This is a genomic window from Pseudomonas sp. rhizo66, from assembly GCF_031931925.1.
In the GTDB taxonomy this organism is placed as follows: domain Bacteria; phylum Pseudomonadota; class Gammaproteobacteria; order Pseudomonadales; family Pseudomonadaceae; genus Aquipseudomonas.
On record NZ_JAUJWZ010000010.1, the window covers coordinates 52,612 to 64,728 of the forward strand.

Genomic DNA, 12,117 nt, shown 5'->3' on the forward strand with positions numbered 1-12,117 from the left:
GCATTACCCGGACACCCCCGCTGAACCATGGAAAGCCGAAATTCCGCGCCGTTGGCGAGTTTTATTGATCTGTTGCTGGACGCCGTGTGTGCGGTCGACAAGCAGGGTCGCTTTGTTTTTGTCAGTGCCGCCTGTGAGCGTGTTTTCGGCTATACGCCTGAAGAGTTGATCGGCCGGCCCATGATCGACCTGGTGCACCCGGCGGATCGGCAACGCACCCTCGCCGCCGCCAAGGAAATCATGGGTGGCGAACCCAAGCTCAACTTCGAAAACCGTTACCTGCGCAAGGATGGCAGCGTTGTGCATATCCTCTGGTCGGCGCGCTGGTCGGAAGTCGATCAACTGCGCATTGCCGTGGCGCGCGACATCACCGAGCGCAAGCTGGCCGAGTCGCGGCAGGCAGCGTTGTACGCGATTTCCGAAGCGGCTCATGCGGCGGAAGATCTGCTGGCGCTGTTCAAGCGCATCCACCTGATCATCGGCGAATGGCTGCCGGCGATGAATTTTTCCGTGGCGCTTTACGACGAACACTGCGCACAACTGAATTTCCCCTATCACGTCGACGATCACGAATTGCAGCCCGAGCAGCCGGGGACCGTCACCGGACGTCTGTGCACGGAGGTCATTCGCAGCGGCCAACCGATTCTGCTGACGCCAGACAGCCCGGATTCCCCAGCCGATTTCGCCGAACTGGTGGCAGGCCAGAACGCGCCTTGCTGGCTCGGTGTGCCGTTGAACTCGAAGAACGGCACCATCGGCGCCTTGATCGTCAAAAGCCTGCCCGGCGGCGAACGCTACACCGAGCAGGACAAGGAATTGCTGCAGTACGTCTGCGCCCAGGTCACCACGGCCATCGAGCGTCAGCAATTGCACGCCCGCCTGCGGCGCATGGCGCAGTACGATCAACTGACGCAACTGCCCAATCGTGAATTACTGCGCGATCGCTTCAAGGCTGCTTTAGCCAATGCTCGTGAGCAATCCGGGCACATGGCTTTGCTGTATGTCGATCTGGATCGCTTCAAACAGGTTAACGACACCTTCGGCCATGCGGTCGGCGACATGCTCTTGCAAACCGTGGCCAACCGCCTCAAGGGTTGCGTGCGGGAAACCGACACCGTTGCCCGAATGGGGGGCGATGAATTTGTCGTCCTGCTGCACAGTGTTCAGGCCGCGGAAGATGCTGACGGCGTGGCGGAAAAAATCCGACAGGTGCTGGCGCAACCGATGCGTCTCGATGGCCACAACCTGCACATCGAACCCAGTATCGGCGTCGCCCGCTATCCAGAGAACGGCAGCGAGGAGCAACAGTTGTTCCGCCATGCCGATCAGGCGATGTACGCCGCCAAACGGTTGAACCATCACGCGCTCAACGGCTGATAAAGCAGCGCCGTTCGTCGCAGCGACTGCAACTTTTCTAAACCTTTGCCGGCCAGAAAATTCTCAATCTAGGCGGGCACCTGCTCGCCACGATCATTACCAAGAGGTAGAGAATCATGCCTAATTCAAGAAACTCGAACTCGGGAAACTTCGCCAACGATCGAACGAAGGCCTCTGAAGCAGGTCGCAAAGGTGGGAAAACCACCACAACGACTGTCGACAAAGAGCCAAAAACAGACATGGGCCGCAAGCCCGCTCAGAAATCGAAGTAGTCGGTGAAGGTAGTTTTGATTGAGAGGCGGGGGCGTAAGCTCCCGCTTGAATTTCGCAAGTAAGGAGGGCGCGACCATGAGCCGGATGGCCACCCGTATACGCACCATGAGTTTTGCATCGCTATTGCTGTGTGCCAGCAGCGCTTTTGCCCAGTCGCCCGCCGATTTCATCAACGATGCCTCGGCCAAAGGCATGGCCGACATCGAGGCCAGTCGTCTGGCCCACAGCAAAGCCGAATCGAAAGAGGTCAAGGACTACACCATCGTCGTTATCAACGACCGCACCACTGCCAATCAGCACCTGGCGAAAATCGCCAAGAAGCTCGACCTGCCGGTGGCGCCCCGGGAAGAATTGGCCGACAAGGCCAAGGAATTGATGCCGCAAGTGAAGGACGGTGACACCTTCGATCAGGCCTATGCCGCCAGCCAGGTCAAAGCCACTGAAGAGGCCATCGAGCAGATTCAGCAGGAAGCGCAGACCACTGACGTGCCTGAGATCAAAGCCTTCGCTGACGAAACACTGCCGAAATTGCGAAGCCATTTGGAAATGGCTCGCCAGTTACAGGCCAGCCGCTAATCAAGAGCAAAAGATCGCAGCCTTCGGCAGCTCCTACTCAATCCCTGTAGGAGCTGCCGAAGGCTGCGATCTTTTGATTTTAACCCCTCAACATTCATTCAGATCCTGCTTCGACTTGCTCTTCTCGCCCAACCCCTCAAGGTTGAACACTTCCCCTTCGCCCAACGAACGATAGTGCCTGCGCAACGCCTCCAACTGCTTCAGATCCAGCGCTTCCAGCCCAAGCATCGCGTTTTGTGCCTCTTTGGTCACCAACAGCAATTCATCGATTTTCAGATGGAGAATGTCGGTATCGCGGTTCTGCGTGTTCTGGATCAGGAACACCATCAGGAAGGTGATGATGGTGGTCGAGGTGTTGATGATCAGTTGCCAGGTGTCGTTGTAATCGAAGATCGGCCCACACAATCCCCACACACCGATCAGGATCAACGCCCCCATAAAGGTTTTCGGGCTACCCGCCCACAGAGCAAGTTTCTGGGAAATCTTTGCGAATTTCATGGCCGTGTTCCTTATTGGAGGAGTGCTTGAAATTCAGACATTGGCGGCTGGTGGAAAATTCTGATTACAAATCCGCCAACGTCATCTGACGTTGGTAGGGCAGGCAGACACGCCAGTTAGCGGTATCGTGACGAACCGCTGAAATGCCCCGACAGGAGAACGCAATGAGTTGGTCCGCCAAACAATACGTCGCTTTCGAAGATGAACGCACCCGCCCGGCCCGTGATCTGCTGGCGGCGATTCCCGCGCCTGAGGCGCGAACAGTGGTCGATATCGGTTGTGGTCCCGGTAACTCCACGGAATTGCTGGTACAGCGTTTTCCCGGTGCGAAGGTCAGCGGGCTGGACAGCTCGGCGGACATGATCGATGCCGCACGCAAGCGCTTGCCGGATCTGCGGTTCGAGGTGGCCGAGATTGATAAGTGGGCCGATGCCGGGCCGTTCGAGGTGATCTTCGCCAATGCGGTGCTGCAGTGGGTGCCGGATCACGCGACGTTGCTGCCGGCGTTGGTCAGCAAGTTGTCGGCGGGTGGCAGCCTGGCGATCCAGATGCCGGATAACCTCAATGAACCCTCACACCGCTTGATGCGTGAAGTCGCCGCGAATGGTCCGTGGGCGAGCAAGCTTTCAGGCGCTGCGGGGCAGCGTACCGACATGGCGAGTGCCAACGATTATTTCTCGATGCTGCGGCCACACTGCGCGCGGGTCGATATATGGCGCACCACCTATCACCATCAGCTGTCTGGCGGGGCGGCGGGGGTGGTGGAGTGGTTCAAGGGTAGCGGGTTGATTCCGTTTTTGAATCCGCTGACCGAGACGGAAAAGTCGCAGTACCTGGAGCAATATCTGGCGGAGGTTGAGAAGGCTTATCCGGCGTTGGCGGATGGCTCGGTGCTGTTGCCATTTCCACGGTTATTTATCGTTGCGACGCGCTGAAATAAATTGGCCCACTCACCCCAGCCCTCTCCCGAGGGAGAGGGAGCCGATTGGTGTCGCTTCCAAAACCTGAGTTCGACTCGATTTCGCACGTCGGCGTAGCTCTTACTGGCACTGCGGTCAGTCCCCTCTCCCTCTGGGAGAGGGTTAGGGTGAGGGCTCAGCGCTGCACTGCCACCAACATCATCATCGGCCGCTCCCGTTCTTCCGCCAGCGCCGGCTGCGCCGCCACTTCAGCATCGCTCGGCCCCCATTCATTGACATGTCGAATCGTGAACCCCGCATCGATCAGCGAATTGAGCAACGTCCCCACCGTACGATGCTGCTTGATCACGCCCTCAGCCAGCCAGTTCGTAACCCGCTCACCCTCCAACTGATAGCTGTCCAGCGGCCAACGCTTGTTGCCTTCAGCGTCAATCAACCAGCCCGGATGACGCGGCGCCATAAAAATCGGATGCTCGATGGAAAACACAAAATGCGAACCCGGTTTCAGCGCCGCATACAGGTGCGCAAACAGCCCCGGCAAATCCTTGATGTAATGCAGCGCCAGTGAACTGTAAGCCAGATCAACACTGCAGGCGGGCAAGTTGAGCTGTTCCAGATCGGCGCGCTCATAACGAATGTTCGCCGCCGTCGTGGTTGCCCGCGCACGCTCCAGCATCTTCTCTGAGACATCCAGCGCCAACACACTGGCCGCGCCATGCTCGATGGCCCAACGGCTGAACCAGCCATAACCGCAGCCCAGATCCACCACGTTCAAACCGTGCATGGATGGCAGCAATGCCTTGAGCGCAGGCCACTCCGGCGCCGCGTCGAGCCCGCCGATTGAGCGGTTCATCTGGCTGTAGCCCTGGAAAAACTCGGGATCGTCGTAAATGTTTTGCGTCATGGTGAAGGGCTCTTTTGAGTTCGATCGTCAGCGGCAAAGTGGCCGCGATTGGAATCCCTCGAAAGTGATGGCGCGTATTCGTCGATGGCCGCGCAGGGGGAGGGTGGTGGTCGATGGAGAAATGCTAGTCGGTTGGGCTGGAGGTGAAAACCGGTGGCGTGTTGTGGATCTGTAATGACGGAAAATTCCGCAGGTTTTTTCGACTGTATAAACGTATTCGGTGACCAGTGTTTATAAGTGTTCGGTGTTACGTCCTGAAGCCTACAAATCCTTGCGCCGTTGCCTACCGCTACGCCAGAATCCGCCGGCTTGTGCGCTTTAGGGGCGGTCGGTAACTTGGTTCGCGTCACTGATTTCCAGTGATCGGGTTTAGCAGCCACGCGTTTCCACCAAATCGTACGAGCGTCATTTAGCCAGGATCTCCTGTGCTTAATGGTGGCTGTGCGCATGGCACCCTCGGGTGCGCCGGGATTTTGGTGGATTCGCCCGGTCTGCTAACTTGCGTACAGCCGCCACCCTTTCGTGTAGCAGCGGAATGGTCGTAGCCCTATTTTGGAATACACCAAATGTTCAAAGTAACGCCAAATCCGCCGGAAACCGATCCGGCATCCCCCTACGAATCACCCAATTCAAAGAAATTCCACGAAGCCGCCGAACGCGCCCTCGACCACTACCTCAGCCCCACGGCCAGAATCATGGGTTCCACCCACGAACCCGAACCGATGTACCTCGCCAACCCTGCCTACGACACCGAATCCTTGCTGGCCAACGCCAGCGAAACACTCGGCTCGGCCACCACCATGCTCAACAACTTCGCCGCGCTTCTCGACACCTCACACCGCAAAACAGCGCTCGGTATCGCGCAAGTCGTCATGTTGGGGGAATTGGCGGTGAATCAGGCACTGGATAAGGTCGTGCCGGCGGCGTAATCACAACATCGTCGATTTGTAGCAGGCACAAAAAAAACCGGCCCTAGAGGCCGGTTTTTTGAAGTTGCGCCTACAGACATTCGCGATTCAGGGCGCCAGCATCCGCAACGCCGCCGATGTCAAAAACGCCGAACGATTCTTCTCCTCCGGATGATGGTGAACGTGAAGATCAATGCGTTCCAGCAGGTAGCCCGGCAGCGTAATACTCACTTCCTGCGGACTCCCGAGGCACCGACCGACATCCGCGTCCACCAACGCCCAAACGCAGCCTGCGTATTTCGGATTGGAAAAGTGAGTTCCAAGTTTGCCTGCGACCGGAATGGCTGCACCACTTTCGGCCAGAATCTCGATGTGGGCCTCTATGGCCGCTTTTGCCATCTCAATGGCATTCTCTTGATCCTCTCCTGCAGAAAAACATCCCGGCAGATCCGGCACCTCAACACCCCAGGCACATTCACCGTCACTGGCAGAGATTGCGATTGGATAGAGCATCTAGATCATCCCCTTGAGCACGCAGCGCTTCTTATCGTTAGAGAGCTCAAAGGGTAAAGGGGGATGGCGAATCTGCAATCAACGGTGTGTTTCTGAATGGTTCTGCGCCCAAGTGGCCAACCTCAAATCCCAGACACAAAAAAACCGGCCCTGTAGGCCGGTTTTTGCTGTTCTTGCATCCCCCGTCAAAAAAACACAACGTGAGACAAAATTCGATTGGAGCGGGTAGAGGGAATCGAACCCTCGTCGGAAGCTTGGGAAGCTACTGTTCTACCATTAAACTATACCCGCTCAGAGCGGCTGACTTTGTACCAGACTCGGCCACGGATTTGAAGTTTTTCTTTTACTCATGAACGCTTTAAATCACTGAAAACGTTCAATCGCGGGCGAGCGCTGCGGTGAGAAAAGCCAAATCCCGACCCCACAACCTCGCTCGCGACGACACCCTTTCAAATAGCCAATGCATGTTGATCCCGAACAAACGAGTAACGCGTTCGACTGGTCTGCTGTGCCGGTTTCAGAAAGCCGAGCAAGGCGTTCTGGCTATCGCGGCACGCGGCCTTGTGTTCCATGTCGAGGAAGTGCCCGGTGGCCTGCAGCGTGGTGAACGTGCTCTGGGCCACGTGGTTGCCGAACAGGCGTGCGTCTTCGGCAGCGGTGTATTCGTCCCATTCGCCGTTTAGAAACAGCACTGGCACGTTGATCTTTTTCGCCGCATTCAGATAGCACTGGCGATCGCTGTGCAGCACGTCGCTGATGTGGAAGTGCATCTGCCCGTATTCGTGCTCGGCGAGGCTGCTGACGTGGCGATAGTTGAAGCGTTTGAACAACGACGGCAGGTGTTTGCCGATGGTGTTGTTGACCAGATGGCCGACGCGGTCGCCGTCGCGCTGGCCAAGGTAGTCGACGCCGCGTTCGAGGTAATCGAGCATGTGCGCGTTGATCACTGGCGAGAACGAGCTGATCACCGCCCGCTCGATGCGCCGTGGCTGGTGGGCGAGGGCGACCAGGGTCGCGGCGCCGCCCCAGGAGAACGACAGCACGTGTTCGGCGGCGAAGTGGTCGATCAGCTCGAGCAGAATCTGCCCTTCGACGTCCTTCGTCAGATGTTTCTCATGGCGGTTGTGGGCTTTTGACCGGCCCGCGTAGGGCTGGTCGTAGCAAACCACGTTGAATTGCGGGTGCAGGTTTTTCACGGTCTGTGCAAACGACGCAGTCGTGGCCATCGAGCCGTTGACCAGGATGATGGTCTTTTCTGCGGCGTCTGCGCGATAGAACTCCGTGTAAACCCGATACTGACCCTGTATATCCAGCACAGCGATTTCTGGCCTCATGTCATAAGACTCCTGGCAAGCAAGCGGGTATGCGCGCAAATAGAGATTGCACGAGCTTTGTGACAGGTAGGCATACGCCTGGAATTTGCTTGGCCCATGTCGATCCATGACTGCGGTCGACGGGTGTTGTTATTGGCGGGCAGTCTGCCGGCTGAGGCGGAGCCTTGAAGGCTCTCTACCGGCAAAAAGTTTCTTGGATGTATGTTGTGACTCATCGGTCACAATCTGGCCGACGTCCTGATTCAAGCAGGGGAGTCGGGATCGCGCAAGTGCCGTTGGTGAATTGTTCGACAACTTCTGCTGAGCGGTCGCCGGCTTAGAACAAATGAATCTCTTCGGTGCGCAAAGCGCGGTACTCGCCCGGTTTTAGCGCGTTATCGAGCCGCAGCGGGCCCATCGATTCGCGGTGCAGGCGCAGGACTTTGTTGTTGAAGAAACCAAACATGCGCTTCACCTGATGATAGCGGCCCTCGACGATGCTCAGCCGCGCCGACCGTGGCCCAAGGAGCTCCAATTGCGCCGGCTGCGTGGTCAGGTCTTCGAAGGCGAAGTAGATCCCCTCGGCAAAGGTGCTCGCATAGTGCGCGCCAATCTCCTGCTCGGTCTCGACGTAATAGACCTTCGGCAGCTTGGTCTGCGGCTGGGTCAGGCGCCGCGACCACGCGCCGTCGTTGGTGATCAGCATCAGGCCGGTGGTGTTGAAGTCCAGGCGTCCGGCGATGTGCAGGTCGTCCGTGTCCGGCTCATCGATCAGGTCGAGCACGGTCGGATGTTGCGGATCGCGGGTGGCGCTGACGCAGCCCGGCGGTTTGTGCAGCATGAAATAGCGTGCCGCTTTGCCGCTTTGCAGGATTTCGTCATCGACTTCGACACGGCTGAATTCCAGCACTTCGCTGTGCGGATCGCTGACGATTTTTCCGTCAATCCGCATGCGCTTTTCCACCAGCAACAGGCGAACCTGCTGACGGTTGTAGCGGGGCAGGTTGCTGAGGAAACGGTCGACGCGCATGTTCAGTGTTCGATGAGTGGCGGGGCGCGCATCTTACGGGATCGGCCGTTTGGCCGCTTGCAGTTGCGCCTCGACCTGCGCGCAACGCGGGCACAGGCAGGATCGGTCGCGCAGTTCTGGCGGCAGCGCTTCAAGCACGGCCGGGTCGATGCTAACGCCATAGCACCAGCATTCGCGGTCGGCGGTGCGCGGGTCGGCTAGGCTGCAGTCGTTGCGGGCGCCGCAGGCCGGGCAAAGGTCGGGTTTAACGTCGGAATCAGGCATAAGTCGAGTGAGGCATTTCCACGCAGGTGCGATTGCGGCCGGTTTGTTTGGCTCGGTACATCGCATGATCGGCCCGCGATAGCAGGGTGTGCAAGGTGTCGTCGCGTTGCAGGGTGGTGGCGCCGATGCTCACCGTCAGATTGAGGTGGTGGCCGTTGTAGGCATATTCGTGTTGTTCGACGTGTTGGCGGATCTTCTCGGCAATTTTCTGACCGGTGTCACCGTCGGTGTCCTTCAGTAAAACGATAAATTCCTCACCGCCCCAGCGGCAGACAATGTCGGCATGGCGCAGGCAGCTTTGCAGGTCGCGGGCAAAACCGATCAACACCTGATCGCCGGCCATGTGCCCGTAGGTGTCGTTCAACGCCTTGAAGTGATCGAGGTCGAGCAGCAACGCCGTGAGTGGTTTGGTCTCGCGTTGCGCTTCGTGCAGGGCCTGCACGGCGAGAATGTCGAAGCCTCGGCGGTTGGGCAGTTCGGTGAGGCTGTCGAGAATGGCCTGCGCCTGGATTTTGCTTTGATAGCGCTTGATCACGCGGTTGAGCAGCGCCAGGACAATCAGCGTCACCAGCAGGCAGATCAGCAGATTCAGGTACAGCGACTGGCGGATTTCACTCAGCGCGCCGTCTTCGCGTTTATCGACGAACAGATACCAGTTCAGCTCCGGGATAAATCTTACGTTGAGGAAGTGCCCTTGGCCCTGGGTGGAATATTCGTAGCTGCCGCTGTGCGGTTTGGGCAACTGGCTGACCAGGCTTTTCATGCTTTCGAGTTCGCCGAGGCTCTGGCCGCTGTGCGCGCCCTCCGGGCCGCCATCAGCGCCAGTCAACACCAGTCGGCCGAAGGTGTCGACGAAGTACACGCTGCGTTGATAGCGCTGTTGATATTTGTCGATCAGCTTGATCACCGCGTCCACGGTCAGGCCGACACCTGCCGCGCCGATGAAGCGGTTGTGGTAGTCGTAAACCTTGTAGTTGATGAAGAAGGTCAGGTTGTCCTTGTTGGCCAGATCCGGGTCGACGTTGATCTCGTACGGATCCTTCATGTCGCGCACGCGGAAGTACCAGGCGTCACGCGGCTCATCGACCTTGACCTGCTTGAGCACGCCTTTGGCGTGATAGTAGGTGTGGGTGCTGTCGGAAACGAAGAACGCGGTGTAGGCGCCGTAATGGCTCATGACCTCGTCGAGGTAGCGGGTCATCTGCTCGGGATTCTGCTCGCCATTGACCACCCAGTCGCGCATGAAGGTGTCGCGGGACATCATCGAGGAAATCAGGATCGGCCGGACCAGGTCTTTCTGGATTTCCGAGTAGACCGTGTCGGACGTCAGCGGCAGTTCGGTGTTGACGATGTTGTCGCGGATCGACGCGCGGGAGGCGTAGTAACTCAGCAACGATGTGGCGAGGAACCCGGCGCCGAGCAGGGCGATCAGCGTCAGGACCAGCGAGCGTTGCGAGTACAGGGGAGAACGAAGCGGCATGGCAGATCCGTTAGCAGTGGCCCGATGGCATGCATTCTAGTGGGATGGGCGGTAAAAGACTGCGGGATTTATGCCTGAAATGGCGGGGAATATGACGCAGAGGGTGTGTCAGAAGGATAGCTCCCTCACCCCAGCCCTCTCCCGGAGGGAGAGGGAGCTAGATTGTGGTGATTTCAAAAATTGTGTTCGGCTCGGTATCACCGAATGACAACTATCTTAAAGACACCTCGGTCAGTCCCCTCTCCCTCCGGGAGAGGGCTAGGGTGAGGGCTGGTTTCTGGATCAGCTCCGAGTTTCAAGATACGCCCGCCATCCCCCCAAATGGCTGATGTCCAGCGCACCCTCCAGACCATACGGCTCACAAATAAACCCGCTCTCCCAACGTCCATCCGCCAGTTGCACCTTGCCCAGTCCCAGCGGTGCCGGAATCCCGGTCAGGAACGAGCCCAACTCACTGCTCGGCAGTTCCCACACCTCCACCGCAATCGCCACGCCGCCGTCCTTGACCCGCACCATCCCCGGACGCAGCGGCGGGCCGCCGGCCAACGCGTGCAGTTGATAGTCCGGCGAACTGAACGTGGTCTCCAGCAATCTCCCACCCCGCTGGGTCAGTTGCCAGTTCAACGCCAACCCTTGCAGATGCGCGCCACACACCACGATGCGTGCGCGATCATGGCGAGCTGCGTTCGCCGGTGTCGGCAGGTCGCAATCCTGTTGACGCTGCAGCGCATCGGCCACGCTCAGCAGATATTGATCGGTGAACGCCCGGCCAAACAGCGTCACGCCCCACGGCAAACCGCTGGCCATAAACGCGCTCGGCACGGCGACGGCGGTGTAGTCGAGCAGGTTCATGAAGTTGGTGTAGTAACCCAGTTCGGAGTTGCGCAGCACCGGTTCGGCGTGCAGTTCGGCGAGGGTCACCGGGCGGCCGATGGTCGGGGTGAGTACGCAGTCGAGGCCTTCGAGGGCCTGATCGCACAGGGCTTTCAGGGCTTGCAGCCGATACTGCGCGCGGAAGGTCTGCACGCCGGTCACCGCCGGAGCCTTGGCCAGCACGGCGCGGATCACCGGCAAAACGGCCTCGGGATTTTTCTCCATCAACTCGCCCGCCACGCTGTAGCGCTCGGCGACCCAAGGCCCCTCGTAAAGCAGGCGCGCGGCTTCAAGGAAAGGCGACAGATCCAGTTCGACCGCTTCGCCACCCAAAGCCTTGAGCCGGTCGATGGCATCGCCGAACAACAGCGGGCCTTCGACGCAGCCGAAGAACTCAAGGTCCTGCGCGCGCGGCACACCGAAACGAAATGGGCGTGGCGCACCAAACGCCGAGCCGTCATTCCACGATGGATTGCGGCGGCTGTATTCGTCGCGAGGATCAAGCCTGGCGGTCAGTGCCAGCAACTGACTGGCCTCACGCGCCGTTGCGGTGAACGTGGTCACGCAGTCCAGCGTGCGACACGCCGGCAGCACGCCAGTTGTGGAAATCAGCCCTTTGCTCGCCTTCAACCCGACCAGATTGTTCAGCGCCGCCGGCACCCGGCCGGAGCCTGCGGTGTCGGTGCCCAGGGCAAAACTCGCCACGCCCAATGCCACCACCAGCGACGACCCGGCGCTGGATCCGCCGGACGGATACTCGCTCAACACGCTGTTCGGGCACGCGCCATAAGGCGAGCGGCTGCCGTTGAGGCCCGTGGCGAATTGATCGAGATTGGTCTTGCCCAGCGGAATTGCCCCCAACGCTATCAGTTGCTCGACGATGGTCGCCGAGCGCTCCGGCACATAAGCAAAGTCCGGGCACGCGGCGGTGGTCGGGATGCCCGCCAGATCAATGTTGTCCTTGATCGCAAACGGCACGCCGAACAGCGGCAGGTTGTCGAGGTCGCGACCGTCGAGGGCGGCGAGATACGGCTCCAGTTCGGTGACGCTGAGCAGATGAATGAACAGGTGATAATCCGGGTTCAGCGCGGCGGCTTTTTCGCGCAGTTTCAGCAGCAGTTGACGCGGTGTTGTGTCGCCATTGCGATAGGCCTGGCGCAGAACATCGAGTTGCAGATTCATGAGTTG

Annotated in this window: 13 protein-coding genes and 1 tRNA gene; 5 read left to right on the top strand and 9 right to left on the bottom strand. The window is 59.0% G+C overall.

Annotation, left to right across the window (positions count from 1 at the left end; genetic code table 11):
* Nucleotides 1-27 precede the first annotated feature (27 nt).
* The 3 genes from QZR14_RS13725 to QZR14_RS13735 all read left to right on the top strand — a co-directional run bounded on the left by QZR14_RS13725 (nt 28) and on the right by QZR14_RS13735 (nt 2,226).
* Nucleotides 28-1,377 (top strand): sensor domain-containing protein, encoded by a 1,350-nt coding sequence (locus QZR14_RS13725; protein WP_311996863.1) that lies wholly within the window; start codon nt 28-30, stop codon nt 1,375-1,377.
* 116 nt (nt 1,378-1,493) lie between these two features.
* Nucleotides 1,494-1,649 carry a KGG domain-containing protein gene (locus tag QZR14_RS13730; protein WP_077045875.1) on the top strand — a complete coding sequence of 52 codons (156 nt, stop codon included), beginning with the start codon at nt 1,494-1,496 and terminating at the stop codon, nt 1,647-1,649.
* A 76-nt stretch (nt 1,650-1,725) separates the two neighbouring features.
* A complete protein-coding gene (locus tag QZR14_RS13735) occupies nt 1,726-2,226 on the top strand; it encodes a DUF4142 domain-containing protein (RefSeq protein WP_311996864.1) in 501 nt (166 codons plus the stop codon).
* 87 nt (nt 2,227-2,313) lie between these two features.
* Here the strand turns inward: QZR14_RS13735 and QZR14_RS13740 are convergent, their stop codons facing one another.
* Nucleotides 2,314-2,724, bottom strand: a complete 411-nt coding sequence (locus QZR14_RS13740) for a low affinity iron permease family protein (protein WP_186623797.1) — start codon at nt 2,722-2,724, stop codon at nt 2,314-2,316.
* 164 nt (nt 2,725-2,888) lie between these two features.
* Between QZR14_RS13740 and tam the strand changes: the two genes are divergently transcribed.
* Complete coding sequence (gene tam / locus QZR14_RS13745; protein ID WP_311996865.1) at nt 2,889-3,659, top strand: trans-aconitate 2-methyltransferase; 771 nt, start codon at nt 2,889-2,891, stop codon at nt 3,657-3,659.
* Nucleotides 3,660-3,819: 160 nt separating this feature from the next.
* Here the strand turns inward: tam and QZR14_RS13750 are convergent, their stop codons facing one another.
* Nucleotides 3,820-4,548: a class I SAM-dependent methyltransferase gene (locus tag QZR14_RS13750; RefSeq protein ID WP_311996866.1), complete on the bottom strand. Its 729-nt coding sequence runs from the start codon at nt 4,546-4,548 to the stop codon at nt 3,820-3,822.
* A 566-nt stretch (nt 4,549-5,114) separates the two neighbouring features.
* Between QZR14_RS13750 and QZR14_RS13755 the strand changes: the two genes are divergently transcribed.
* A complete protein-coding gene (locus tag QZR14_RS13755) occupies nt 5,115-5,477 on the top strand; it encodes a DUF6124 family protein (RefSeq protein WP_220558260.1) in 363 nt (120 codons plus the stop codon).
* A gap of 87 nt (nt 5,478-5,564) precedes the next feature.
* Here QZR14_RS13755 and QZR14_RS13760 read toward each other — a convergent pair whose 3' ends face one another.
* The 7 genes from QZR14_RS13760 to atzF form a co-directional block, all read right to left on the bottom strand.
* Entirely contained in the window at nt 5,565-5,969 is a 405-nt protein-coding gene (locus tag QZR14_RS13760) for a type II toxin-antitoxin system HicB family antitoxin (RefSeq protein WP_123452368.1), read from the bottom strand.
* A gap of 217 nt (nt 5,970-6,186) precedes the next feature.
* Nucleotides 6,187-6,260 (bottom strand) — tRNA-Gly (locus QZR14_RS13765).
* A 158-nt stretch (nt 6,261-6,418) separates the two neighbouring features.
* The gene (locus QZR14_RS13770) at nt 6,419-7,303 is read right to left on the bottom strand and encodes an alpha/beta fold hydrolase (RefSeq protein WP_311996867.1); all 885 of its coding nucleotides are present in this window, start codon (nt 7,301-7,303) and stop codon (nt 6,419-6,421) included.
* A 316-nt stretch (nt 7,304-7,619) separates the two neighbouring features.
* Nucleotides 7,620-8,312 carry a pseudouridine synthase gene (locus tag QZR14_RS13775; RefSeq protein ID WP_311996868.1) on the bottom strand — a complete coding sequence of 231 codons (693 nt, stop codon included), beginning with the start codon at nt 8,310-8,312 and terminating at the stop codon, nt 7,620-7,622.
* A gap of 33 nt (nt 8,313-8,345) precedes the next feature.
* Nucleotides 8,346-8,576, bottom strand: a complete 231-nt coding sequence (locus QZR14_RS13780; protein WP_250603474.1) for a cysteine-rich CWC family protein — start codon at nt 8,574-8,576, stop codon at nt 8,346-8,348.
* The gene (locus QZR14_RS13785) at nt 8,569-10,056 is read right to left on the bottom strand and encodes a sensor domain-containing diguanylate cyclase (protein WP_250603476.1); all 1,488 of its coding nucleotides are present in this window, start codon (nt 10,054-10,056) and stop codon (nt 8,569-8,571) included. The genes QZR14_RS13780 and QZR14_RS13785 overlap by 8 nt, the downstream gene beginning before the upstream one ends.
* Nucleotides 10,057-10,338: 282 nt before the next feature.
* Entirely contained in the window at nt 10,339-12,111 is a 1,773-nt protein-coding gene (gene atzF / locus QZR14_RS13790) for an allophanate hydrolase (protein ID WP_311996869.1), read from the bottom strand.
* Between the last annotated feature and the right edge of the window lie 6 nt (nt 12,112-12,117).